This is a genomic window from Curtobacterium sp. MCLR17_040 (assembly GCF_003234735.1).
Classification (GTDB): domain Bacteria; phylum Actinomycetota; class Actinomycetes; order Actinomycetales; family Microbacteriaceae; genus Curtobacterium; species Curtobacterium flaccumfaciens.
In genome coordinates this window covers 58,442-81,457 of record NZ_QKTE01000017.1, presented here as the reverse complement: position 1 = coordinate 81,457, position 23,016 = coordinate 58,442, and the positions used below count along the sequence as shown (strand labels likewise).

The window sequence follows — 23,016 nt, the reverse complement described above, 5'->3', positions numbered from 1 at the left end:
CCGGCACCCGCTTCGAGGTGCTCGGGCAGCTGGTGGCCCATCCGGTCGCGCTTGGTGTCGAGGTACCCGGCGTTCTGCGCCGAGATGCCGACGACGAGCGGCACGAGGGAGTCGACGGTGATGCCGTGCTCCTCGAGCTGGCGGCGCTTCTCCGGGTTGTTCGACAGCAGCCGGACCCGGGTGATGCCGAGGTCGGCGAGGATGCCCGCGGCGCCGCCGTAGGCACGGGAGTCGGCGGGCAGGCCGAGCGCGAGGTTGGCGTCGAGGGTGTCGAGACCGTCCTCCTGCAGGCGGTAGGCCTTGAGCTTGTTGATGAGGCCGATGCCGCGGCCCTCCTGCCCGCGCAGGTAGATGACCACGCCGCCCTCGGCCGCGATCGTGTCGAGCGCGGCGTCGAGCTGGGGGCCGCACTCGCACTTGAGCGAGCCGAAGGCCTCACCGGTCAGGCACTCGGAGTGCACCCGGACGAGCGCGCCGTCGGCGGGCATCGAGCCGTCCGGCAGGGTGCCGATGATCGCGACGTGCTCCGCGCTCGTCACGAGGTCGCGGTAGGCGCGCATCTGGAAGGTGCCGTGGGTGGTCGGCACGTTCGTCGACACCTCGAACTTGACCGGGCTCCCCGGCGTGGGGGAGGTCAGCGCATCGGTCATGGGGTGCTCCGGTCGTTCGTGGGCCCGTCGTTCCCGAGCCCGGGTGTCGCGTGCTGCTGCTGGCGGTCGTGCTGGTGCTGGTTCTGGTGCTGCGGACGGTGCGGTCGGGCTCGGACCAGCAGGTCGGGGCCGAGGCTGGTGGTCGATAGTACGTCCAACCGCCGACGGTCGGAGATGCTTCCCACGCCCAGGTCGTCGAGGGCGACCCGGGGTCCGCCGAGCAGCACCGGGGCGATGTACACCAGGTACTCGTCGACGAGTCCGGCGGCGATGAGCGCCGAGGCGACCGTGGGGCCACCTTCGACGAACACCGAGTGCACGCCGTGCCCGCGCAGGGCGCCGAGTGAGGTGGCCAGGTCGTGTCCGGGCAGGGTGACGAACCCGCGCGGGTGCCGACGGACGGAGGCGTCGGCAGGCACCAAGCGGTCACCGAGCACCACGGCGAGGGGCTGGTCGGCGAGCAGTTCGCCGGCGTCCCCGCGCGCGGTCAGGCTCGGGTCGTCGGCCAGGACGGTGCCGGTGCCGACGAGGATCGCGTCGTGGGCGGCGCGCTGTTCGTGGACGTGCTGGCGTGCGGCGGCGCCGGTGATCCACTTGCTCGTGCCGTCGGCAGCGGCGGCGCGCCCGTCCAGGCTGGACGCCCACTTGACGGTGACCCACGGTCGGCCGAGCCGGACCGAGAGCAGCCAGCGTTCGAGGAACGCCTCGGCCTGGTCGGCCAGGACGCCGGAGACGACCTGGACCCCGGCGGCACGCAGCCGATCGGCGCCGCCGTGCACGTCGGCTCCGGGATCGTCGATCGCGTACACGACCCGGGCGATCCCGGCGTCGAGCAGGGCCACGGCGCACGGGCCGGTGCGGCCGACGTGGTTGCAGGGTTCGAGGGTGACGACCGCCGTGGCACCGCGCAGCAGTGCCGGGTCGACCTTGGCCATCGCGTCGACCTCGGCGTGCGGGGTGCCGGCGCCCTTGTGCCACCCCTCGGCGAGGACCTCGCCGGTGGGGGAGAGGATCACGGCGCCGACGCGGGCGTGGTCGCCGACGACGGGCCCGAGGGCCGCGAGTTCGAGCCCGCGGCGCATCGCCCGGACCTCGGTGGGTCGTGCCGTGTCGCTCACGGGCCGAGCCTACCGGCGGCGGTTGGGTGACACGTCACCACGGATGTGAGCGCGTTCAGGCGACGGGCCAGGGGAGTTCGGAGGCGGGAGTGCCATCGGCGCGTCGCAGTGCGGTCCACGCCGTGGTCGGGCCGCCGTCCCGGTCCGGGACCCGGGCTGCGCCGAGGCCCGTGAACGAGAACCCGGCCGCACGGGCGACCGCTGCCGACGCTGCGTTTCCCTCGTAGCACTCCCAGTAGACGTCCGGCGCACCCTGCTCGAACGCCCAGTCGACGACGAGCCGGACGGTGTCGTGCATGAGTCCGGCACCGCGCGCGGACGGTGCGAGCCAGAACCCGAGGTCACGACCGGCGGTGCGGTAGCTGATGATGCCCGCGAGCCACGTCGAACCGGCCGGTCGGATCGCCCACGTGTACTCGCGGTCCGATGCCCACCCCGGTCCGACCAGGGCGTCGACGAAGGTCCGGGCATCCTGCTCGCGGTACGGCGTCGGCACCGTCGTCCACCGGACGATCTCCGGGTCCTGGCAGGCCTCGGTGATCGCCGCGGTGTCGGTGCGGGTGGGCAGGTCGAGCCGGACCCGCGCCGACTCGAGCGTGACGGGCTGCACGGTCAGCCGCGCGACCGCGGGACGAACCCGATGCGGTCGTAGACGCGGGCCAGGGTCTCCTGCGCGATCGACTCGGCGCGGTCGGCGCCGACGGCGAGCAGCCGGTCGAGCTCCGCCGGGTCGTCGAGCAGTTCGAGCGTGCGGGCGCGGACCGGTTCGAGCTCGGCCACGACGGCGTCGGCGACCTCGCCCTTCAGGTCGCCGTAGCCCTTGCCGGCGAACGACTCCTCGAGCGCAGTGATCGAGGTGCCGGTGAACGCCGACAGGATCGTCAGCAGGTTCGTCACACCGGGCTTCGTCTGGCGGTCGGCCCGGATCTCACGCTCGGCGTCGGTGACGGCCGACTTGATCTTCTTCGCGGTGCGCTTCGGGTCGTCGAGCAGGCGGATGAGGCCGTTGTCCGACGCTGCGGACTTGCTCATCTTGCTGGTCGGGTCCTGCAGGTCGTAGATGCGCGCGGTCTCGGTCAGGATCCGTGCCTCGGGCGTGACGAAGGTGTCGCCGAACCGCGAGTTGAAGCGTCCGGCCAGGTCGCGCGTGAGTTCGACGTGCTGGCGCTGGTCGTCCCCGACCGGCACGACCTTCGTGTCGTAGAGCAGGATGTCCGCGGCCATCAGGATCGGGTAGGTGAAGAGCCCGACCGACGCAGCCTCGGCGCCCTGGCGTGCCGACTTGTCCTTGAACTGGGTCATCCGGCTCGCCTCGCCGAAGCCGGTCAGGGTGTTCAGCACCCAGGCGAGCTCGGCGTGGGCGGGCACGTGCGACTGCACGAACAGCGTCGCCTTGGACGGGTCGATGCCCGACGCGATGTACTGCGCAGCGGTGGCCCGGGTGTTCGCGCGGAGTTCGGCCGGGTCCTGCGGCGAGGTGATGGCGTGCATGTCGACGACGCAGTAGATGGCGTCGTAGTCGTCGAGCAGGGTCCTCCACTGCATGAGCGCCCCGACGTAGTTGCCGAGGTGCAGCGATCCGGCGGACGGCTGGATGCCCGAGAAGATGCGGGTCTTGGTCATGGTGGTGCTCCGGTGCGTCAGGTGAAGCGAGAGAAGAGGGGTCAGAGTTCGTAGTCGACGACCACGGGGGCGTGGTCGGACCATCGCTGGTCGTACGCCGCGGCGCGGTCGACCGTGTACTCCGTGACCTTGGCGGCCAGGTCGGGCGTCGCCATCTGGTAGTCGATGCGCCAGCCGGTGTCGTTGTCGAAGGCCTGACCGCGCCACGACCACCACGTGAACGGGCCGTCGACGTCGCCGGCCTGGGCGCGGCCCACGTCGACCCAACCGAGCCCGGGACCCGTGGAACCGTCGGCACCCTCGACCGGTTCGCCGTCGGCGCCGAAGAACCGCGAGAAGTAGGCTCGCTCGCGCGGCAGGAAGCCGGCTCGCTTGACGTTGCCCTTCCAGTTCTTGATGTCGCGCTCGTCGTGCCCGACGTTCAGGTCACCGACGACGACCGCGAGCGGGTTGTGCGCCCGGAGTGCCGGCAGCCGCTCGGTCATGGCGTCGAGGAACTTCCACTTCTCGTCCTGCTTCGGGGTGTCGACCTCGCCCGAGTGCACGTAGGTGGAGACCACCGTGACGGTCGTCCCGCCGATCTCGTAGTCGGCCTCGAGCCAGCGGCCGGCCGAGTCGAAGTCGTCCGGGCCGAGCGCGACGCGGTGGATCTGGGCGGAGTGTCGGGATGCGATCGCGACGCCGGCCCGGCCCTTCGCGGTCGCCGGGTCGTGCACGATGTCCCACTCGTCGCCGAGCAGCGCCGCCAGGTCGTCGCTCGACGCGCGCACCTCCTGCAGGGCCAGCACGTCGACGTCGCGGGTGGCGAGCCAGTCGCCCATGCCCTTGCGGAAGGCGGCGCGGACGCCGTTCACGTTGACGGATGCGAGGCGCAGGCGTGTCATGCAGAACACCTTATCGGCGGGCGCCGACAGCCCTCGGTCGTACGATCTGCCCATGACCGTCGTGATGACCGTCGGCGAGCTGCTCGCCGCGTTCCGACCCGTGGCAGCGCAGATGCTCCGTCCGGACGAGTTCCGCTCAGCCCGCTTCTGGGTGAGCCCGCACGGGGACTGGGAACTCGACCACGAGGAGGACGAACTCATCGACGGCTCGATGAGCGTCGTCTGGAAGATCGGGGGCGAGACCCAGGGGACGAGGAGCCTCGTCGAGGACGTCGACGACCTGCCCGGACTCCTCCAAGACCTCGCCGACGACCTGCAGGACTTCATCGCCGAGAGCTCCTTCGCCTGGGGCGAGCTGCGCGCGATCCCGCCCATCGCGCCGTAGCGGCGACCGGACGACGGACGGGAGGCCCGTGGCTGCGCAGCCACGGGCCTCCCGTCCGTCTGGTGGTCGCGTGCAGGACGCGACCTGCGCGATCAGGCCGCGTCGTGGTCCGTCTTCAGGAACTCGACCAGGCTGTCGGCGGTGGTCTCGGCGTCGTCGCCCGAGACGGTGAGGGTGACCTCGTCGCCGTTCTCGATGCCGAGCCCGAGCAGGGCGAGGATGCTGCCGGCGTTCCCGGACTTGTCGCCCTTGGCGATCGTGACCTGGTGCCCCGACGCCGTCACGGTCTGGACGAAGAGGGATGCGGGGCGAGCGTGCAGGCCGGATGCGCTGGCGACGGTCACGGTGCGGGTGGCTTCGGACATCGATGTACTCCTGTCGATGGGTGGTTGGCTCATGCTAGCGAGCACTGGGTGGGCGGGAACGGGGCGCGGTCAGGGTCGGCCGGGCCAGAAGACCTCGGTGCCGGCGGCCTCGACCTCGCGGACCAGGTCGAGGTTGACGGCGGGGTCGGTGATGATCGTGTCGATCGCGGCGAGCGGGGCGACGCGACCGAACTCCTCGCGGCCGAACTTGGTGTGGTCGGCGAGCAGGATGCTCCGTCGGGCGGACTTGATCATCGCGCTCTTCACGGCGGCCTCGGCCATGTTGTGGGTCGTCAGGCCGCGCTCCGGCGTGATGCCGTTGATGCTGATGAAGGCGACGTCGACGCTGACCATGCCGATGAGCTGGTGCGTCCAGGTGCCGACACCGGCCAGGGAGTCGCTGCGGATGTTGCCGCCGAGCAGGTGCAGGTCGATGCCCGGGCGGTTCGCGACGGCGGTGGCGACGGGGAGCGAGTGCGTGACGACGGTCAGCCCGCGGTCGGTCGGCAGCAGCTCGGCCAGGCAGATGGTCGAGGTGCCGGCGTCGATCATGATCGAGCCGTTCTCGGGCAGTTCCGCCAGGGCGGCCTCGGCGATGACCATCTTCTCGGTCTGGTTGATGCCGCCGCGGTCCCCGACGCCGGGGTGCAGGGTGATGCGCTCGACGGGGATCGCGCCGCCGTGCGCGCGCCGGACGAGGCCGCGGCGCTCGAGGCTCGTCAGGTCGCGGCGGATGGTCTCGGGCGTGACGGCGAGCAGCTCGGCCAGGTCCTTGACGTCCACCCGGCCCTGCGCGCGCGCCTGCTCGACGATGCGCTGGTGGCGTTCTGGTGCGTACATCGGACCTCGTCGTCTCGGGTCGGAACGGAACGGACATGCTCGGGCACGACATCCGCGATGTCGTCCCGTGCGTTCGATCCGCCAGACGCAAACGGGCATCTGTTTCTGCATTTTTATCCCCGGATGTGTTTGTTTGTCAACGCGAAGCGGGGTAGTGTGCTGATCAGCCGCACGGGCGTGGTCTGTTCCCGTGTCGTGTGCACCGAACGATCCACCCCACCGCAAGCGCGTGTGAGATGAAGGAGTCTCGAATGTCCGAACTGCTCGGCACCGGCGTCGGCCGTGGCGTTGCCCACGGCCCCGTGCTCCGGATGGCTGACCCGCTCGGCGAACCGTCGAAGGACGCCCTGGTGGGCTCGGCGGACGACGCGAAGCAGGCCGTGCACGACGCACTGGCCGCCGTGGCGGACGACCTCAACAAGCGCGGACAGCTCGCCGGTGGCGACGCCCAGGCCGTGCTCGAGGCCCAGGCGCTCATGGCGCAGGACCCGACGCTCCTCGACGACGTGCACACCCGCATCGACGGTGGCACCAACGCCGAGCGCGCCGTGTACGAAGCGTTCGCCCAGTTCCGCGACCTGCTCGTCGGCATGGGCGGCTACATGGGGGAGCGCGCGGCCGACCTCGACGACGTCGCCCAGCGCATCATCGCCAAGCTCCGCGGCGTGCACGCCCCCGGCGTCCCCGAGTCGGACACCCCCTTCGTCCTCGTCGCCCGCGACCTCGCCCCGGCGGACACCGCGCTGCTCGACCTCGAGAAGGTCCTGGCGCTCGTCACCCGTGACGGCGGCCCGACCTCGCACACCGCGATCCTCGCCCGCGCCAAGGGCATCACCGCCATCGTCGGCGTGACCGGTGCCGACGACCTGACCGACGGTCAGTCCGTCGTCGTGGACGCCATCGCCGGCACGGTCGTCACCGACCCCGACGCCGCACTGGTCGCGGACGTCGAGCGCCGCATCGCCGACCGTCTCGCCGCCGCAGCGGCACCGCTCACCGCCGGTGCCCTCGCCGACGGTCACGTCGTGCCCCTGCTCGCGAACCTCGGCAGCCCCGCCGACGCCGCCGGCGCCGTTGCTCTCGGTGCGGAGGGCGTGGGGCTCTTCCGCACCGAGTTCCTCTTCCTCGACTCGCCGAAGGCCCCCACGGTCGACGAGCAGACGGAGTCGTACCGTCAGCTGCTCGCGGCGTTCCCCGGCAAGAAGGTCGTCGTGCGCGCGCTCGACGCCGGCGCCGACAAGCCCCTGCCGTTCCTCACCGACAAGGACGAGGAGAACCCGGCCCTCGGGCGCCGCGGCCTGCGTGCCCTGCGGAACCACCCCGAGGTCCTGCGCGACCAGCTCACCGCGCTCGCCCAGGCCGACGCCGCGACCGAGGCCGACCTGTGGGTCATGGCCCCGATGGTCGCCGACGCCGAGGAGACCGAGTACTTCGTCACCCTGGCCCGTGAACTCGGCATCCGCACCGCGGGTGTCATGGCCGAGGTGCCGTCGCTCGCGCTGATGGCCGAGCAGGTGTTCCAGAACGCCGACTTCGTGTCGATCGGCACGAACGACCTGACCCAGTACACGATGGCCGCCGACCGCATGCTCGGCACCGTCGCGTCCTACCAGGACCCGTGGCACCCCGCCGTCCTGCGCCTCGTCGCGCAGCTCGGCACCGCCGGCGCCACCGCCGGCAAGGCCGTCGGGATCTGCGGCGAGGCAGCAGCCGACCCGCTGCTCGCCGTCGTCCTCGTCGGTCTCGGGGCCACGACCCTCTCCATGACCCCCGCGGCCCTGGCCGACGTGCGCGCCGAACTCGGTCGCTACACGCTCGAACAGGCCCGCGAGATGGCGACGGCGGCACTCGCCGCGAGCACGGCGGCGGCCGCGAAGTCCGCTGCCGCGTCCGCGGTGCACGCCGCCTGACCCACCACCCCCAGCACCACCCCTCCCAGCACCACGCAGCAGCTCCACCACACAGAAAGTCACCGCACATGACAACGTCGTCCGTTGCAGCGCCCGACGCACCCGCGAAGTCGCGGGGCGGCGCACGCGTCGCCGTTCAGAAGTTCGGCACGTTCCTCTCCGGCATGGTCATGCCCAACATCGCGATCTTCATCGCGTGGGGCATCATCACGGCCTTCTTCATCGAGACCGGGTGGACGCCCGTCGGCATCCTCGGCGGGTTCGGTGAGACGAACGGCATCGCCAACGTCGGCGTCGTCGGCCCGATCCTGACCTACCTGATCCCGCTCGCGATCGCCATCCAGGGTGGTCGCATGGTCTACGAGACCCGCGGCGCCGTCGTCGGCTCGATCATGACCATGGGTGTCATCCTCGGGGCCAACGCGGGCGAGAAGAACCCCACCACGATGATCCTCGGCGCGATGATCTGTGGTCCGCTCGGTGCCTACCTGATCAAGCAGATCGACCGGATCTGGGACGGCAAGATCAAGCCTGGCTTCGAGATGCTCGTCAACAACTACGCGGCCGGCATCCTCGGTTTCGCGCTGGCGATGGCTGGTTTCTTCCTCCTCGCTCCGGTCTTCAAGGCCGTCGCGAACGGACTCGGCGCAGCTGTCGACTTCCTCGTGCAGCACTCGCTCCTGCCGATCGCCAGCGTCATCATCGAACCGGCCAAGGTGTTCTTCCTGAACAACGCCATCAACCACGGCGTGCTCGACCAGCTCGGGGCCGACCAGGTCAAGGAGTCGGGCAAGTCGATCCTGTTCCTGCTCGAGGCGAACCCCGGTCCGGGCCTCGGTCTGCTGCTGGCCTTCACGTTCTTCGGTGTCGGTATCGCCCGCTCGACCGCTCCCGGCGCGATCATCATCCAGTTCTTCGGTGGCATCCACGAGATCTACTTCCCGTTCGTGCTGCAGAAGCCCATCATGTTCATCGCCGTCATCCTCGGTGGTGCGACCGGTGTCGCCACCAACGTGGCTTTCAAGTCCGGGCTCGTCGCTCCGGCGTCGCCCGGTTCGATCATCGCTGTGCTCGGTGCCACAGCGAAGGACAGCTTCGTCGGGGTCATCCTCTCGGTTGTCCTCTCCGCCGCCGTCACCTTCGCGGTCGCGTCGTTCTTCCTCCTCGCCAGCCGCAAGCGTGACCTCGCCTCCGGCAACGGCGGTGACATGAGCGCCGCCATGGCGAAGCTCCAGGCCAACAAGGGCCGCGACGTCAACTCGGCGACCGCCGGCCTGCTCGGCAACAACTCCCCGGCCAACGACGAAGAGGCCGAGGCCTCCCTCGGCGGCGTCGGCTCGGCGAGCACGGCGACGGCGACGAAGGTCCAGAACCTGGTCTTCGCGTGCGACGCCGGCATGGGCTCGAGTGCGATGGGCGCCAGCGTCCTGCGCAACAAGATCAAGAAGGCGGGCATCGAAGGGGTCACGGTCTCCAACAAGGCGATCGCGAACCTGTCCGGTGACGAGGACCTGATCATCACGCAGGAAGAACTGACGGACCGCGCGAAGCAGAAGAACCCGAACGCGCAGCACGTGTCGGTCGGCAACTTCATGAACGCTCCGCAGTACGACCAGGTCGTCGAGCAGCTGAAGAACCAGTAACGCCACAACCAGTAACGAAGTGCAGTATCGGAGGGGACGGGGCTGACCCGTCCCCTCCATCTCGTCCTCAACACAAGGAGAACCCCCGATGCCCGTCCTGCAGGAGAGCCAGATCCGCATCCACACCGAGGACACCGCGCCGACCAAGTCGGAAGCGATGAAGGAGGCGGCCGAGATCCTCGAGGCTGCGGGCGCGGTCACGGCCGACTACTACCCGGCCATGCTCGAGCGTGAGAAGAGCGTGTCCACCTACATGGGCAACTTCCTCGCCATCCCGCACGGCACCAACGACGCGAAGGACGCCATCAAGTCGTCCGCCCTGTCGTTCATCCGCTACGCCAGCCCGATCGACTGGGACGGCAACCCCGTGCGCTTCGTCGTCGGCATCGCCGGCGTGAACAACGAGCACCTCGACATCCTGTCGAAGATCGCGATCGTGTTCTCCGACGAGGACGAGGTCCAGAAGCTCACCGACGCGGCCGACACCGCTGCGATCCTCTCGATCCTCGGAGAGGTCAACGAGTGAGCACCAGCACCGCCGTCCACTTCGGCGCCGGCAACATCGGCCGTGGCTTCGTCGGGCTCCTGCTCCACGAGGCCGGGTACGAGGTCGTCTTCGCCGACGTCGCCGCAACGCTCATCGACGCCCTGGCCGCAGCCGACTCGTACACCGTGCACGAGGTCGGGGCAGGCGCCCAGGACCACGAGGTCACCAACTTCCGCGCGCTGAACAGCGCACAGGACGAGGACGGCGTGGTCGCCGAGGTCGCGAAGGCCGCGATCGTCACGTGCGCCGTCGGCCCGAACGTCCTGAAGTTCATCGCCCCGGTCATCGCCCGTGCGCTCGTCGCCCGCGACGCGGACGCCGCACCGATCGCCGTCATGGCGTGCGAGAACGCCCTCAACGCCACGGACCGCCTGCGCGAGTTCATCGTCGCCGCCCTGCCCGAGGACGGCCGCGAGGCCGCCCTGGCCAAGGCCGTCTTCGCGAACACCGCCGTCGACCGCATCGTGCCCGCGCAGCCCGAGGGCGGCGGACTCGACGTGACCGTCGAGACCTACTTCGAGTGGGCCATCGACCGCACGCCGTTCGGTGGGAACGAGCCGGAGATCCCCGGCGCGCACTACGTCGACGGCCTCGCCGCCTCGATCGAGCGCAAGCTCTTCACCGTCAACACCGGGCACGCCACCGTCGCGTACCACGGCTTCGTCGCCGGGGCCGACAAGATCTCGGACGCCATCGCGATCCCCGCCGTGCGCTCCGAGCTCGAGTCCGTGCTCGCCGAGACGAGCGACCTGCTCATCCGCCGGCACGAGCTCGACCCCGAGGTGCACCGCGCGTACGTGCAGGCCATCATCGGCCGGTTCGAGAACCCGCACCTGCCCGACACGGTGACCCGCGTCGGCCGTCAGCCGCTCCGCAAGCTGTCGCGCGACGAGCGGTTCGTCTCGCCCGCCGCCGCGCTGGCCGAGGACGGCACCGAGCCGACCGCGCTCCTCGACGCGATGGCCGCGGCGCTCCGCTTCGACGTCGCGGACGACGAGCAGAGCGTCGAACTGCAGGCGCTGTTGGCGTCGGACGCGTCCGACGCGGACGTCGCCACGCAGATCACCGGTCTCACCGCGGAGCACCCGCTGCACGCCGCGTTCACCGAGCGGATCCGGTCCGCGCGCGCCTGATGACGTCCGCAAGGGCGGCTTGACGACGTCCGCACGGACGGACGGGAGGCCCGTCACCAGCTGGTGACGGGCCTCCCGTCCGTTCCGGGGTCGCGACGCGTACCGTCGCCCGCATGACGAAGCACTGGGTGGCCCCACGGTTCGGCGGCAGCGAAGTCCTGGAGTACGTCGAGGCGGAGGTGCCGGTACCCGGCCCCGGCGAGGTCACGATCGACGTCCGCGCCGCCGGCATGAACCCGGCCGACACCAAGCACACCCGCCAGGGCGACCCCGCTGACCTGCCGATCGCCGTCGGGTACGAGGTCGCCGGCGTCCTGTCCGCCGTCGGCCCCGACACCGAGATCTCGTCGGGTGGGGGAGCGGTCGGCGACGAGGTCCTCGCGTTCCGCGTCAGCGGCGGCTGGGCCGAGTCGGTCACGGTGCCTGCGGTCGACGTCTTCGCGAAGCCCGCTTCGCTCGGCTTCCCGGAGGCCGCCAACCTGCTCCTCGCCGGCTCGACCGCCGCCGACATGCTCCGTGTCACCCGCGCCGAGGGGCGCGACACCGTCCTGGTGCACGGCGCCTCGGGCGCGGTCGGCGTCAGCCTGCTCCAGCAGCTGCGGCTGCTCGGCACCCGCGTCATCGGCACCGCGTCGGAGCGTGGTGCGGACGTCGTGCGACGCTTCGGTGGCGAGTGGGTCGCGTACGGCGACGGCCTGGAGGCGCGTGTCCGTGATCTCGCTCCGTCCGGCATCGACGTGGCACTGGACTGCGTCGGCACCGACGAGGCCGTCGACGTCTCGCTCGCGTTGGTCGCGGACCGGTCACGGATCGTGACGATCGCCGCGCAGGCGCGGGCCGCATCGGACGGGATCGCCGCGGTGGGCGGCGCGCAGCCGGCGAGCAAGGCCTTCCGTGACTCGGTGCGGCAGCGGCTCATCGACCTCGCGGGTGCCGGACAGCTCGAGGTCCCGGTGGCGCGGACCTTCCCGCTGGCGGAGGCGAAGGCGGCGGCGGAGCTGCTGGAGTCCGGGCACCCCGGGGGCAAGCTCGCGCTCCTGCCCTGACAGCATCGTCGCGCCAGGTCCTCGGTCGGGTCAGGTGTCGTCCGGGCGGATGACGCTCACCGGGGCGGGCGAGTGCCACACTCTGTGTGGACCGACAGCCGCGCCGGAAGGAACCGACCGATGAGCGACCAGTACCCGCCCCGTGACCCGTACGGCCAGCAGCAGGGCCCGTACGGACAGCAACCGTGGGGGCAGCAGCCTCCGGGGCAGTACGGTCAGCCCGGTCCGGGTCGGCCGAGTGGTGGGAGGTCCGAGCCGCCGCTCTGGGCACCCTGGTACGGCATCCCCTTCCCCCAGGCGTTCTTGCGCTTCTGGAAGAAGTACGTGCGCTTCGACGGTCGGGCCAGTCAGTCGGAGTACTGGTTCTGGGCGCTCTGGTACCTGATCGGTTCGGCTGCCGCCGGCATCATCGGCAGCGGGTTCGACGTGCTGCCGTTCGTCGACGACGGCTCAGACGGACTCGGCAGTCTCTGGAGCCTGGCCTGCGCACTCGGGTTCATCGCGTTGACCGTGCGACGGCTGCACGACGTCAACCTCAGTGGCTTGCTCGCCCTGTTGTTCATCATCCCGCCGATCGGCATCCTGTTCTCGTTGATCATCGGGCTGATGTCGTCGAACCCGCAGGGGCAGCAGTACGACCGTCCGCTGCAGGGGTGACGCGCGGTACCGGTTCTGACCGCCGCTCAGGAGTTCTGGTTGACTCAGACGCGAACATCAGCCAACACTCGAGGGGGACCACGTGAGCGACCAGTACCCGCAGGATCCGAACAACCAGCCGAACGCCCAGTTCGGCGGCGCACCGCAGTACGGCGGCGCGCCGCAGTACGGCCAGCAGCCTCCGACCGGACCGAACGGTGAACCGCCGCTCTGGGCGCCGTGGTACGGGATCTCGTTCGGCAAGGCCGTCGGCCGCTTCTTCAAGAAGTACGCCACGTTCAGCGGTCGTGCCAGCCGGAGCGAGTTCTGGTGGTGGTACCTCGCCAACGCGATCGTCGGCATCGTCCTCGGCATCCTGTACGCCATCGGTTTCGCGACCTCCGAGCGCTCGACCGTGTCGATGTCGTCCTCGACGTCGACCAGCGTCCAGTCCACCGTCACCGAGCCGTCCGCGCTCTTCGTCATCTCGGGCATCTTGTTCCTGCTCTGGGGACTCGCGATCATCATCCCGACGCTCGCCCTCGGCTGGCGCCGACTGCACGACGCGAACCTCCCCGGTGCGCTGTGGATCATCGCGATCTTCGTCGGCATCGTCGGCATCGTCTTCGGCCTGCTGCCCTCGAACCCGCAGGGCGCGCGCTTCGACCGTCCGCAGGGCGCCCGATGACCGAGAGCACGCAGCAGTGGGCGCCCCCGCAGCAGCCCGGTCAGCAGACCGACGCCGCGGGGACGCCGCCGCGATGGGCACCGTGGTACGGGATCTCGTTCCCGAAGGCAGTTGCGCGCTTCTTCGCGAAGTACGCCACGTTCAGCGGCCGTGCGAGCCGGAGTGAGTTCTGGTGGTGGTTCCTGGCGAACACGATCGTCACCGGGGCACTCGTGGCCATCGGGACGGTCATCCGCCTCACCACGCTCAACAGCCGGACCGTCGACTACTACGGCAACGAGATCACCGTCGTCGACCCGGTCCCGCCGGTCTTCTGGGTCGTGCTCGTCCTGCTGGCGCTCTGGGGTCTCGCGACCCTGGTGCCGTCGCTCGCCCTCGGCTGGCGGCGCCTGCACGACGCGAACCTGTCCGGGGCGCTCTGGATCATCGCGCTGTTCGTCGGCGTCGTCGGCATCGTCTTCGGGTTGCTGCCGTCGAACTCGCGGGGCGCGCGGTACGACCGGCCCGGGGTCGGTCGATGAGCAACGACGGGATGCCGCAGTGGGGTCAGCCGGGTGGCGGTCAGCCTCAGGGGCAGCCGGGCTCCGGTGACCAGCCTGCTCACGGGCAGCCGGGCTCCGGCGGGCAGCCCGGGTACGGGCAGCAGTCGGGTTACGGGCAGCAGTCGGGTTACGGACAGCAGCCTGGTTACGGGCAGCAGCCTGGCTACGGGCAGCAGCCTGGCTACGGGCAGCAGCCTGGCTACGGACAGCAGCCCGGCTACGGACAGCAGCCGTACCAGCAGTACGCCCAGCCGTACGTCGGTGGGTACCCGCAACTGGCGGAGCCGATACCGGTCGGCCCGGATGGCGTTCCGCCGCTGTGGGCCCCTTGGTACGGCATCGGGTTCCTCGACGCCTTCCTCCGGTTCTTCAAGAAGTACGCCCGCTTCGACGGCCGTGCCGGTCGCAGTGAGTACTGGTACTGGTTCCTGGCCAACGCCATCGTCACGATCGTGCTCTACGGGGGCTTCATCGCCCTGCTGATCGCCACCAGCCCGTCCACCACCGTCGTGGACGACTACGGGTACTCGCGCGACGTGTCGGGGGCGCCTTCGCCGTTCGCCTTCGTGCTGCTCGGGCTCTTCGGACTGTGGTGGCTCGCCACCCTCGTGCCGAACCTGGCACTCGCGTGGCGCCGACTCCACGACGCGAACCTGCCGGGCCCGCTCTGGCTCGTGTCGCTCATCGCGAGCCCCGCGGCCATCGTGTTCGGCTGCCTGCCGTCGAACCCGGCCGGTGCGCGGTACGACCGCCCCGACCTGCGGTAGCTCCACGAACGAGAACAGCCCGCCCCACGCATCGAGCGCGGGGCGGGCTGTTCGTGTATCGGTGGGCTCAGACGACCCGGAGGCGGACCAGCGCGCCGTCGACCACCAGGTCACGCACGGTGGCCGACGGGTCGGCGACCTGGAAGCGCAGGGCGCCACCCGGCTGCTCGAACCACGGTTGGACGAAGCGGACGTTCACCAGGAACGGCCGGTCGACGACGTAGCGGTGGGTCTCCGGCGAGGAGGTCACGTGCGGGGGCAGTGACCGGCTGGGCAGCGGGGTGTCGAGCGGGTGCAGCAGGTAGCCGTCCGGGCCACCGATGCGGTCGACGGGGACACCGGCCGGGATCTGGATGGTCAGCCCCTGCTCGCCGGCCTGTGCGACCTGCTGCGCGAGCTGCGGGTAGGTCGACGCTGCGCGGTCGCGGAGCCCCTCGAGCTCATGACGAGGGATGTCGCGCGGCTCCGGGAACGGACGGTTCAGGAAGCGGCGCAGCATCTCGACCGCGTCGTCCTCGCCCGTGGCCTGCGCGAGACGACGAGCCGTGCCGTAGTCGACCACCTCGAGCGCGTAGCCGGAGGCGTCGGGCTGGACGATGCGGAGCGCCCCCTCGACCGGCGGTTCGTGCAGGGTCTCGCCGGGGAGCTGCACGTACCGGGTCGTGTAGCCGAGCTGGTCGAGGATGGGGCGGGTGTCCGCGAACGTCATGGTCGGGAGCCTATCGGTCGACGTGGTGCTGGGCCTTGGACGGAGCCGGGACTACGCGCGGCCGCGCATGATCGCCTGCTTGACCTCGGAGATCGCCTTCGTCACCTGGATGCCACGGGGGCACGCGTCGGTGCAGTTGAAGGTCGTGCGGCAGCGCCAGACGCCTTCCTTGTCGTTGAGGATGTCGAGACGGACGTTCGCGGCGTCGTCGCGGGAGTCGAAGATGAACCGGTGTGCGTTCACGATCGCGGCGGGGCCGAAGTACTGCCCGTCGGTCCAGAACACCGGGCAGGACGACGTGCACGCGGCGCAGAGGATGCACTTCGTGGTGTCGTCGAAGCGGGCGCGGTCGGCGACGGACTGCACACGCTCCTTGCCGGGCGTCGGGGCCGACGAGGACTGCAGGAAGGGCTGCACCTCGCGGTAGCTCTGGAAGAAGGGCTCCATGTCGACGACGAGGTCCTTCTCGAGCGGCAGGCCCTTGATCGCCTCGACGTAGATCGGCTTCGAGACGTCGAGGTCCTTGATCAGGGTCTTGCACGCCAGGCGGTTGCGACCGTTGATGCGCATCGCGTCGGAACCACACACGCCGTGCGCGCACGAGCGGCGGAAGGTCAGGGACCCGTCCTGCTCCCACTTGATCTTGTGCAGGGCGTCGAGGATGCGGTCGGTCGGCAGCATCATGACGTCGAAGTCCTGCCAGCGCGGCTCGTCGTCGACGTCGGGATCGAAGCGACGGACGATGACCGTGACGGAGAAGGATCCGGGAGGGGCGTCCTGCACGGTGTCGGTGCGGGGTGCCTCGGAGACCAGGGTGTCGGTCATCTCAGTACTTCCTCTCCATCGGCTGGTACCGCGTGATGACGACGGGCTTCCAGTCGAGCGTGATGTGGTCGTCGGCGAGTGACGAGTGCGGGTCGCCCGTCAGGTACGCCATGGTGTGCTGCATGTAGTTCTCGTCGTCGCGCTTCGGGTAGTCGTCGCGCATGTGGCCGCCGCGGCTCTCCTTGCGGTTGCGCGCCGAGTAGACGACGACCTCGGCCAGGTCGAGCAGGAACCCGAGCTCGACGGCCTCGAGCAGGTCGGTGTTGAACCGCTTGCCCTTGTCCTGCACGGAGACCTGCATGAAGCGGTTGCGGAGCGTGTGCAGGGTCTCGGTGACACGGGCGAGCGACTCGTCCGTGCGGAACACCTGCGCGTTCTTGTCCATCTCCTCCTGCAGTTCCTTGCGGAGGGCGGAGACGCGCTCGGTGCCGGTCGAGGCACGGAGCTGGTCGAGCATGCCGCGGACGCCGGCCGCCGGGTCTTCCGGCAGGGGGAGGAACTCGGCGGTCTGGACCCACTCGGCGGCGTTGTTGCCCGAGCGCTTGCCGAAGACGTTGATGTCGAGCAGCGAGTTGGTGCCGAGTCGGTTGGAGCCGTGCACGGAGACGCAGGCGCACTCGCCGGCGGCGTACAGGCCGGGGACGACGGTGGTGTTGTCGTACAGGACCTCGGCCTTGACGTTCGTCGGGATCCCGCCCATCGCGTAGTGCGCGGTCGGCATGACGGGCACCGGCTCGACGACCGGGTCGACGCCGAGGTACGTGCGGGCGAACTCGGTGATGTCCGGCAGCTTCGTCTCGAGGACCTCGGCCCCCAGGTGCGTGCAGTCGAGCAGCACGTAGTCCTTGTTCGGTCCGGCACCCCGACCCTCGGCCACTTCCTGCACCATGCAGCGCGCGACGATGTCACGCGGTGCGAGGTCCTTGATGGTGGGGGCGTACCGCTCCATGAAGCGCTCGCCCGAGGCGTTCCGGAGGATCGCGCCCTCGCCGCGGGCGCCCTCGGTCAGCAGGATGCCGAGCCCGGCGAGTCCGGTCGGGTGGAACTGGAAGAACTCCATGTCCTCGAGCGGCAGGCCCTTGCGCCACACGATTCCGACGCCGTCGCCGGTCAGGGTGTGCGCGTTCGAGGTGGTCTTGTACATCTTGCCGAAGCCGCCGGTCGCGAAGATCATCGCCTTGGCGTGGAAGACGTGCAGCTCACCGGTCGCGAGCTCGAACGCGACGACGCCGGCCGGCTGCTGGCGGGTGACACCGTCGTCACCGACGACGTCGACCATGATGAGGTCGAGCGCGTAGAACTCGTTGTAGAACTCGACGCCGAGCTTCACGCAGTTCTGGAACAGCGTCTGCAGGATCATGTGCCCGGTGCGGTCGGCAGCGTAGCAGGCCCGGCGGACCGGGGACTTGCCGTGGTCGCGGGTGTGCCCACCGAAACGGCGCTGGTCGATCTTGCCCTCGGGCGTGCGGTTGAACGGCAGGCCCATGTTCTCGAGGTCGATGACGGCGTCGATCGCCTCTTTCGCGAGGATCTCGGCGGCGTCCTGGTCGACCAGGTAGTCGCCGCCCTTGATCGTGTCGAAGGTGTGCCACTCCCACGAGTCCTCTTCGACGTTCGCGAGGGCCGCGGCCATCCCGCCCTGCGCCGCACCGGTGTGCGACCGGGTGGGGTAGAGCTTCGAGATGACGGCCGTCTTCGCCTTCGGGCCGGCTTCGATCGCGGCTCGCATGCCCGCGCCTCCGGCGCCGATGATGACGATGTCGAACTGGTGGTGGTGGACGGTGGTCTCGGTCACAGGGGTCTTTCCGTAGACGGTGGGAACGCGGGCAGCAACGGTGGTGGTGCTACTGCGCCGGGCAGAAGGACGGCAGGTCGGCGGCAGCGGCGCCGGCGGGGCACGGGTCGAAGGTCCAGCAGACGAGGAGCCCGAGGACGATCAGCACGACGCAGGCGGCCAGGATCGCGACGAGGAGCGTCTTCCGGATGCCCGGCTTCGACACGTAGTCGTTGACGATCGTGCGCATGCCGTTCGAGCCGTGGATGAGGGCGAGGACCAGCATGAGCGAGTCCCAGACCTTCCAGAAGGGGTTGGCCCACTTGCCGGCGACGAAGGCGAAGTCGATCTGCTTCACGCCCTCGCCGGCCACCATGTTGACGAAGAGGTGGCCGAAGATCAGCACGACGAGCAGCACGCCCGAGGCGCGCATGTAGATCCAGCCCCACTTCTCCCAGTTGGTGGTGCTGCGGGCGGCTGCGGCCGAGCGGGGAGGTTCGACGATCTGCGTGGTCATCTTCGTGCCCCTCAGTTGAAGTCCGCGACGAGGTTCATGAGCTGGCGGGGCAGGAAGCCCGCGATCGCCACCGCCCACAGGACCATGACGATCCAGAACATGGCCCGCTGGTACTTCGGGCCCTTCGACCAGAAGTCGATCAGGATGATCCGCAGGCCGTTGAAGGCGTGGAACACGATGGCCATGACCAGCGCGATCTCGCCGAGGTTCATGATCGGGGTCTTGTACGTGCCGATGACCGCGTTGTACGCCTCGGGGGAGAGCCGCACGAGCGCCGTGTCGAGGATGTGCACGAGCAGGAAGAAGTAGATCGCGACGCCGGTGATGCGGTGGAGGACCCACGACCACATCCCGATCGATCCGCGGTAGAGCGTGCCCTGTGGCGTCCGAGAAGCCCGCGGGGCTTCGATCGAGACGTCGGGCACCGCGGTCGCCGTACCCCCGCCGGTGTGCTCAGCCATGAGCTCGTCCTTCCATAGGACGGGCTCGCCCGATCGGCGAGCCCTTGCCGTTCGTGTTCGTGTGGAACACGACCCATCCTATGCGCGGGCGCTGACCTTCTCGTCCCGACCTGCCCGGAGGCCCCGTCCGACGGGCGGCGCGCCGATGGTGCGGGCCGTGTCGTGGTGGTCGAGGAGCTGGTCGCCGACGGCCTCCCAGGTGGTGCCCTCGAGCCGGAGCCGACCGGCGGAACCCATCCGCTCCGCCAGCGCGCGGTCGTGGTGCAGCCGCAGGACCGCGTGCCGCAGGGCCTGCGGCGCATCGGCGTCGTAGAGCTCGCCGTCGAGCCCCGGGGCGACCAGGTCGAGCGGGCCGCCGGACGCCGGTGCGATCACCGGCAGGCCGGAGGCGTGGGCCTCCTGCAGGGTCTGCCCGAAGGTCTCGGCCGGACCGGTGTGCACGAACAGGTCGAGCGACGCGTACGCGTCGGCGAGTGCGTCGCCGCGCAGGGGGCCGGTGAAGGTGACGTCGAGGTGCCGGAGCCGCCGTTCGAGCATCGCCCGCGACGGACCCCCTCCGGCCACGACGACCCGGATGCCGGGGACGCCGCCGAGTTCGGCGAGCCGCTCGACCTCCTTCTCCGGGGCCAGGCGTCCGACGTACCCGACGATGGTCTCGCCGTTCGGGGCCAGGCGGCGTCGGAGCGCCCGCACGTGCCCGGTCGACCGGCGTGCGGGGTGGAACAGCTCGGTGTCGACGCCGCGACCCCAGCGGGCGACGCGGGGCACGCCCTCTTCGGCGAGCATCGCGGCCGTCGCGCTCGACGGGGCGAGCGTCAGCGAGGCGCCGGCGTGGATGCGTCCGAGGATCTTCCGCACCAACGGGACGGTCGCGGTCAGGCCGTTGCGGCGGGCGAACCCGGCCACGTCGGTCTGGAAGACGGCGACGGAGGGGATGCCGAGCCTCCCGGCTGCCGTGATCGCGCGCCCACCCAGCAGGAACGGACTGGCGGCGTGGAGCACGTCGGCGCCGGAGGCGGCGAGGATCGTGTCGAGCACCGGGTGGGGGAGTGCCACCGGGAACTGGCGGTAGGCGACGGCGGGGATGCGGTGGACGTCGAAGGAGCGGTAGCGCTCGACGGCGCTGCGCGACCGGAACTGCGCCAGGCCGGGGGTGTCCGGGGCGATCACGACCGCGCGGTGACCCCGTCGTTCCAGGTGGTCGAGGACCGCCAGGACACTGGTGGTCACGCCGTTGAGGGTGGGCAGGAAGCTCTCGGTCACGACGGCGACGGTCCGGGGGGACGTGCCGCGCTCCACGCTGCGTGCGCTCATGGTGCTGCCCATGCTCCGGGCGTGACGTGACCCGGCGGGGCCGACGACGTGAACGGGACGCGCGCGCCGGGTGAACAACGCTGCGGGAGCCCGCATGCGGGAATCGTGCGGAGACCACCCAGGATCCGCCCGGTGGGACCGGTACGGTGAGCGCGTGGCTGACGCTCTCGAAGACTTCTACGCGATCATCCCCGCAGGGGGCATTGGATCGCGCCTGTGGCCGTTGTCGCGCGCGGACGCACCCAAGTTCCTGCACGACCTGACGGGTTCCGGCACCTCGCTGCTGCGGCAGACCTGGGACCGCCTGGCGCCGCTCGCCGGCGACCAGCGGATCATGGTCGTCACCGGCCGTGCGCACCGGGTCGCGGTGGAGTCGCAGCTGCCCGGCGTCGAGGACCACAACGTGGTGCTCGAGAGCGAACCGAAGGACTCCACGGCGGCCATCGGCCTGGCCGCGGCGATCCTGGTGCGCCGCGAGCCCGACGTCGTCATCGGCTCGTTCGCCGCCGACCACGTCATCGGGGACGCCCGCGGCTTCCGCCGTTCGGTCCGCGAAGCCGTCGCCGTCGCCCGCGCCGGCTACGTCACCACCATCGGCATCACCCCGACGGAACCCGCGATCGGCTTCGGCTACATCAACGCCGACACCGCCGGGCTCGACATCGAAGGTGCCCCGACCGCACACGCGGTGAAGTCCTTCGTCGAGAAGCCGGACCTCGACACCGCCCGCTCGTACGTCGAGCAGGGCAACTACCTCTGGAACGCCGGCATGTTCATCGCGCGCGCCGACGTGCTGCTCGCCGAGATCGGCCGGACGAAGCCCGAGCTGCTCGCGGGCATCAACGAACTCGCCGACGCGTGGGACACCTCGGCCCGCGGCGCCGTCGTCGATGCCGTCTGGCCGATGCTCGAGAAGATCGCGATCGACTACACGGTCGCCGAGCCCGCCGCCGCTGCCGGACGCATGGCGGTCGTCCCCGGTGACTTCGACTGGGACGACGTGGGCGACTTCGCCTCCCTCGCCAAGCTGCAGTCCGGCGGCCGGCCGAACAACCTCGCCGTGCTCGGGGACGGTGCCCGCATCCTGGCGGACTCGTCGAGCGGCATCGTGATCTCGCACAGCCAGCGGCTCATCTCGCTCATCGGCGTCGAGGACATCGTCGTCGTGGACACCCCGGACGCGCTGCTCGTCACCACCAGCGCGAACGCACAGCGGGTCAAGGGCGTCGTGGATGCCCTGAAGATCAGCGGCCGCGGCGACGTCCTGTAGCGCTCCATCGACAAACCCCTCGAACTGGGGGTGCGTGGGTGGCCCCGCGTTACGGGCGCGTTTCGGCGGGGTCGCGATCCCGTAACCGATCCGCAGGACCCCCGCAACGGGTCCTGTACCGACCCGACGGTCGTGTACTGTCGCCACGATCGCCCGGAACGCACGTGGTCCGGGCACGCTCCCCGGAGGAACCAACCCGTGACATCTCGTACCCGACAGGTCGTCCTCAGCGGCCTCGCGCTCGCCGGCACCGTCGCCGTCCTGGCCGGCTGCGCCTCGGCGCCGTCCACCACCGACTCGGCGAAGAAGACCGACTTCCGCCCCTGCATGGTCTCCGACGCCGGTGGGTTCGACGACAAGTCGTTCAACCAGCTCGGCTACGAGGGCATGAAGGACGCCGCCAAGGACCTCGGTGCCACCTACAAGGAGGCCGAGTCGAAGGACGCCACCGTCTACGACTCGAACATCGAGCAGCTCATCGGCCAGAACTGCAACCTCGTCGTGACCGTCGGCTTCAACCTGGCCGACGCCACGAAGAAGCAGGCCGCTGCGAACCCCGACACCGACTTCGCGATCATCGACGACAACTCGATCGACGCGAAGAACGTCAAGCCGATCACGTTCGACACCTCGCAGGCGGCGTTCCTCGCCGGCTACGCGGCGGCGTCCTACTCGAAGACCGGCGTCGTCGGCACCTTCGGTGGCATGCAGATCCCGACCGTCACCATCTTCATGGACGGCTTCGCGGACGGCGTGAAGTACTACAACGAGCAGAAGGACAAGGACGTCAAGGTCGTCGGCTGGAACGTCGACACCGGCAAGGGCTCCTTCACCGGTGGCTTCGAGGCCGGCACGCAGGCCAAGTCGGTCGCGCAGACGCTCCTCGACCAGGACGCCGACGTGATCCTGCCCGTCGGTGGCCCGATCTACCAGTCCGCTGCCGAGGCCATCAAGGACGCCGACAACGGCTCCGTCCTGATCGGTGCGGACAGCGACCTCTACGAGGCCGACCCCCGCTACAAGGACATCGCCTTCACCTCGGTCGAGAAGGGCATGCGCCCGGCCGTGAAGGACGTCGTCGAGCAGGCGGCTGACGACAAGTTCTCGAAGGACCCGTACGTGGGCACCCTCGAGAACGACGGCGTCGGCATCGCGCCGTTCCACGACTTCGAGTCCAAGGTCGACAAGGGCCTGCAGGGCGAGCTCGACGACGTGAAGGCCGGCATCATCGACGGCTCGATCAAGGTCAAGACCCAGTCCTGACCCGATGAACGCGGGCGGGGGAGCATCCCTCGCCCGCGTTCTCGTGCGCCCGGGTGGCGCACACCACATCGTGCGCCCGGCGGCGCACACCACATCGTGCGCCGGT

Annotated in this window: 24 protein-coding genes and 1 pseudogene; 12 read left to right on the top strand and 13 right to left on the bottom strand. The window is 70.1% G+C overall.

Going from position 1 to position 23,016, the window contains the following annotated elements; translation table 11 throughout:
* From ribA to DEJ01_RS14065, 5 genes and pseudogenes are all read right to left on the bottom strand, one after another.
* Nucleotides 1-617: pseudogene (gene ribA, locus DEJ01_RS14085) on the bottom strand (GTP cyclohydrolase II); the annotation flags it as partial.
* Nucleotides 618-646: 29 nt separating this feature from the next.
* Entirely contained in the window at nt 647-1,732 is a 1,086-nt protein-coding gene (gene ribD / locus DEJ01_RS14080; RefSeq protein ID WP_375342384.1) for a bifunctional diaminohydroxyphosphoribosylaminopyrimidine deaminase/5-amino-6-(5-phosphoribosylamino)uracil reductase RibD, read from the bottom strand.
* A 91-nt stretch (nt 1,733-1,823) separates the two neighbouring features.
* On the bottom strand, nt 1,824-2,378 hold the full coding sequence (locus DEJ01_RS14075) for a GNAT family N-acetyltransferase (protein ID WP_181438460.1): 555 nt from the start codon (nt 2,376-2,378) through the stop codon (nt 1,824-1,826).
* 2 nt (nt 2,379-2,380) lie between these two features.
* Nucleotides 2,381-3,391, bottom strand: coding sequence for a tryptophan--tRNA ligase (gene trpS, locus DEJ01_RS14070; RefSeq protein WP_110863350.1), 1,011 nt, complete (start codon nt 3,389-3,391; stop codon nt 2,381-2,383).
* Nucleotides 3,392-3,432: 41 nt separating this feature from the next.
* Nucleotides 3,433-4,275, bottom strand: coding sequence for an exodeoxyribonuclease III (locus DEJ01_RS14065; RefSeq protein WP_110863349.1), 843 nt, complete (start codon nt 4,273-4,275; stop codon nt 3,433-3,435).
* 52 nt (nt 4,276-4,327) lie between these two features.
* On the opposite strand from DEJ01_RS14065, the gene DEJ01_RS14060 reads away from it, so the two are divergent.
* Nucleotides 4,328-4,660, top strand: a complete 333-nt coding sequence (locus DEJ01_RS14060) for a hypothetical protein (RefSeq protein ID WP_111046831.1) — start codon at nt 4,328-4,330, stop codon at nt 4,658-4,660.
* Nucleotides 4,661-4,752: 92 nt separating this feature from the next.
* Here DEJ01_RS14060 and DEJ01_RS14055 read toward each other — a convergent pair whose 3' ends face one another.
* Both DEJ01_RS14055 and DEJ01_RS14050 read right to left on the bottom strand, forming a co-directional pair.
* Complete coding sequence (locus DEJ01_RS14055) at nt 4,753-5,025, bottom strand: HPr family phosphocarrier protein (protein WP_022905912.1); 273 nt, start codon at nt 5,023-5,025, stop codon at nt 4,753-4,755.
* A gap of 69 nt (nt 5,026-5,094) precedes the next feature.
* Complete coding sequence (locus DEJ01_RS14050; RefSeq protein WP_027466423.1) at nt 5,095-5,865, bottom strand: DeoR/GlpR family DNA-binding transcription regulator; 771 nt, start codon at nt 5,863-5,865, stop codon at nt 5,095-5,097.
* A gap of 251 nt (nt 5,866-6,116) precedes the next feature.
* Between DEJ01_RS14050 and ptsP the strand changes: the two genes are divergently transcribed.
* The 9 genes from ptsP to DEJ01_RS18535 all read left to right on the top strand — a co-directional run bounded on the left by ptsP (nt 6,117) and on the right by DEJ01_RS18535 (nt 14,777).
* Nucleotides 6,117-7,775 (top strand): phosphoenolpyruvate--protein phosphotransferase, encoded by a 1,659-nt coding sequence (gene ptsP, locus DEJ01_RS14045; protein ID WP_111031946.1) that lies wholly within the window; start codon nt 6,117-6,119, stop codon nt 7,773-7,775.
* A 68-nt stretch (nt 7,776-7,843) separates the two neighbouring features.
* Complete coding sequence (locus tag DEJ01_RS14040; RefSeq protein WP_111093359.1) at nt 7,844-9,418, top strand: PTS mannitol transporter subunit IICB; 1,575 nt, start codon at nt 7,844-7,846, stop codon at nt 9,416-9,418.
* Between the two features lie 88 nt (nt 9,419-9,506).
* Nucleotides 9,507-9,944 carry a PTS sugar transporter subunit IIA gene (locus DEJ01_RS14035; RefSeq protein ID WP_071244331.1) on the top strand — a complete coding sequence of 146 codons (438 nt, stop codon included), beginning with the start codon at nt 9,507-9,509 and terminating at the stop codon, nt 9,942-9,944.
* Nucleotides 9,941-11,098 carry a mannitol-1-phosphate 5-dehydrogenase gene (locus DEJ01_RS14030; RefSeq protein WP_111093358.1) on the top strand — a complete coding sequence of 386 codons (1,158 nt, stop codon included), beginning with the start codon at nt 9,941-9,943 and terminating at the stop codon, nt 11,096-11,098. The genes DEJ01_RS14035 and DEJ01_RS14030 overlap by 4 nt, the downstream gene beginning before the upstream one ends.
* Before the next feature lie 113 nt (nt 11,099-11,211).
* Complete coding sequence (locus tag DEJ01_RS14025; protein WP_111093357.1) at nt 11,212-12,144, top strand: NADP-dependent oxidoreductase; 933 nt, start codon at nt 11,212-11,214, stop codon at nt 12,142-12,144.
* 120 nt (nt 12,145-12,264) lie between these two features.
* Entirely contained in the window at nt 12,265-12,801 is a 537-nt protein-coding gene (locus DEJ01_RS14020) for a DUF805 domain-containing protein (protein WP_111088148.1), read from the top strand.
* An 82-nt stretch (nt 12,802-12,883) separates the two neighbouring features.
* Entirely contained in the window at nt 12,884-13,468 is a 585-nt protein-coding gene (locus tag DEJ01_RS14015) for a DUF805 domain-containing protein (RefSeq protein WP_111093356.1), read from the top strand.
* On the top strand, nt 13,465-13,989 hold the full coding sequence (locus DEJ01_RS14010) for a DUF805 domain-containing protein (RefSeq protein ID WP_111054461.1): 525 nt from the start codon (nt 13,465-13,467) through the stop codon (nt 13,987-13,989). Before DEJ01_RS14015 ends, DEJ01_RS14010 begins: the two co-directional genes overlap by 4 nt.
* Complete coding sequence (locus tag DEJ01_RS18535; protein WP_309147066.1) at nt 13,986-14,777, top strand: DUF805 domain-containing protein; 792 nt, start codon at nt 13,986-13,988, stop codon at nt 14,775-14,777. The genes DEJ01_RS14010 and DEJ01_RS18535 overlap by 4 nt, the downstream gene beginning before the upstream one ends.
* Nucleotides 14,778-14,844: 67 nt before the next feature.
* On the opposite strand, the gene DEJ01_RS14000 is transcribed toward DEJ01_RS18535, so the two are convergent.
* From DEJ01_RS14000 to DEJ01_RS13975, 6 genes are all read right to left on the bottom strand, one after another.
* Nucleotides 14,845-15,486, bottom strand: a complete 642-nt coding sequence (locus tag DEJ01_RS14000) for a TNT domain-containing protein (protein WP_111093355.1) — start codon at nt 15,484-15,486, stop codon at nt 14,845-14,847.
* 51 nt (nt 15,487-15,537) lie between these two features.
* Nucleotides 15,538-16,311: a succinate dehydrogenase iron-sulfur subunit gene (locus DEJ01_RS13995; protein ID WP_017888736.1), complete on the bottom strand. Its 774-nt coding sequence runs from the start codon at nt 16,309-16,311 to the stop codon at nt 15,538-15,540.
* A 1-nt stretch (nt 16,312) separates the two neighbouring features.
* Complete coding sequence (gene sdhA / locus DEJ01_RS13990; RefSeq protein WP_027466445.1) at nt 16,313-18,106, bottom strand: succinate dehydrogenase flavoprotein subunit; 1,794 nt, start codon at nt 18,104-18,106, stop codon at nt 16,313-16,315.
* Between the two features lie 49 nt (nt 18,107-18,155).
* A complete protein-coding gene (sdhD, locus tag DEJ01_RS13985; protein WP_071406401.1) occupies nt 18,156-18,602 on the bottom strand; it encodes a succinate dehydrogenase, hydrophobic membrane anchor protein in 447 nt (148 codons plus the stop codon).
* An 11-nt stretch (nt 18,603-18,613) separates the two neighbouring features.
* Nucleotides 18,614-19,063: a succinate dehydrogenase, cytochrome b556 subunit gene (gene sdhC, locus DEJ01_RS13980; RefSeq protein WP_017888739.1), complete on the bottom strand. Its 450-nt coding sequence runs from the start codon at nt 19,061-19,063 to the stop codon at nt 18,614-18,616.
* A gap of 78 nt (nt 19,064-19,141) precedes the next feature.
* Nucleotides 19,142-20,377, bottom strand: coding sequence for a glycosyltransferase family 1 protein (locus tag DEJ01_RS13975; RefSeq protein ID WP_258375726.1), 1,236 nt, complete (start codon nt 20,375-20,377; stop codon nt 19,142-19,144).
* A gap of 154 nt (nt 20,378-20,531) precedes the next feature.
* Here DEJ01_RS13975 and DEJ01_RS13970 point away from each other — a divergent pair, with 154 nt between their 5' ends.
* Nucleotides 20,532-21,647: a mannose-1-phosphate guanylyltransferase gene (locus DEJ01_RS13970; protein ID WP_027466449.1), complete on the top strand. Its 1,116-nt coding sequence runs from the start codon at nt 20,532-20,534 to the stop codon at nt 21,645-21,647.
* A gap of 198 nt (nt 21,648-21,845) precedes the next feature.
* Nucleotides 21,846-22,910 carry a BMP family protein gene (locus DEJ01_RS13965; protein WP_027466452.1) on the top strand — a complete coding sequence of 355 codons (1,065 nt, stop codon included), beginning with the start codon at nt 21,846-21,848 and terminating at the stop codon, nt 22,908-22,910.
* The last annotated feature ends 106 nt before the right edge of the window (nt 22,911-23,016 follow it).

Excerpts from the sequence above, each read along its gene's own strand:
- ribD (WP_375342384.1), bottom strand. The coding sequence starts at position 1,732 with ATGCGCCGCGGGCTCGAACTCGCGGCCCTCGGGCCCGTCGTCGGCGAC.
- trpS (WP_110863350.1), bottom strand. The coding sequence starts at position 3,391 with ATGACCAAGACCCGCATCTTCTCGGGCATCCAGCCGTCCGCCGGATCG.
- DEJ01_RS14065 (WP_110863349.1), bottom strand. The coding sequence starts at position 4,275 with ATGACACGCCTGCGCCTCGCATCCGTCAACGTGAACGGCGTCCGCGCC.
- DEJ01_RS14060 (WP_111046831.1), top strand. The coding sequence starts at position 4,328 with ATGACCGTCGTGATGACCGTCGGCGAGCTGCTCGCCGCGTTCCGACCC.
- DEJ01_RS14055 (WP_022905912.1), bottom strand. The coding sequence starts at position 5,025 with ATGTCCGAAGCCACCCGCACCGTGACCGTCGCCAGCGCATCCGGCCTG.
- DEJ01_RS14050 (WP_027466423.1), bottom strand. The coding sequence starts at position 5,865 with ATGTACGCACCAGAACGCCACCAGCGCATCGTCGAGCAGGCGCGCGCG.
- ptsP (WP_111031946.1), top strand. The coding sequence starts at position 6,117 with ATGTCCGAACTGCTCGGCACCGGCGTCGGCCGTGGCGTTGCCCACGGC.
- DEJ01_RS14040 (WP_111093359.1), top strand. The coding sequence starts at position 7,844 with ATGACAACGTCGTCCGTTGCAGCGCCCGACGCACCCGCGAAGTCGCGG.
- DEJ01_RS14035 (WP_071244331.1), top strand. The coding sequence starts at position 9,507 with ATGCCCGTCCTGCAGGAGAGCCAGATCCGCATCCACACCGAGGACACC.
- DEJ01_RS14025 (WP_111093357.1), top strand. The coding sequence starts at position 11,212 with ATGACGAAGCACTGGGTGGCCCCACGGTTCGGCGGCAGCGAAGTCCTG.
- DEJ01_RS14020 (WP_111088148.1), top strand. The coding sequence starts at position 12,265 with ATGAGCGACCAGTACCCGCCCCGTGACCCGTACGGCCAGCAGCAGGGC.
- DEJ01_RS14010 (WP_111054461.1), top strand. The coding sequence starts at position 13,465 with ATGACCGAGAGCACGCAGCAGTGGGCGCCCCCGCAGCAGCCCGGTCAG.
- DEJ01_RS18535 (WP_309147066.1), top strand. The coding sequence starts at position 13,986 with ATGAGCAACGACGGGATGCCGCAGTGGGGTCAGCCGGGTGGCGGTCAG.
- DEJ01_RS14000 (WP_111093355.1), bottom strand. The coding sequence starts at position 15,486 with ATGACGTTCGCGGACACCCGCCCCATCCTCGACCAGCTCGGCTACACG.
- DEJ01_RS13995 (WP_017888736.1), bottom strand. The coding sequence starts at position 16,311 with ATGACCGACACCCTGGTCTCCGAGGCACCCCGCACCGACACCGTGCAG.
- sdhD (WP_071406401.1), bottom strand. The coding sequence starts at position 18,602 with ATGACCACGCAGATCGTCGAACCTCCCCGCTCGGCCGCAGCCGCCCGC.
- sdhC (WP_017888739.1), bottom strand. The coding sequence starts at position 19,063 with ATGGCTGAGCACACCGGCGGGGGTACGGCGACCGCGGTGCCCGACGTC.
- DEJ01_RS13975 (WP_258375726.1), bottom strand. The coding sequence starts at position 20,377 with ATGAGCGCACGCAGCGTGGAGCGCGGCACGTCCCCCCGGACCGTCGCC.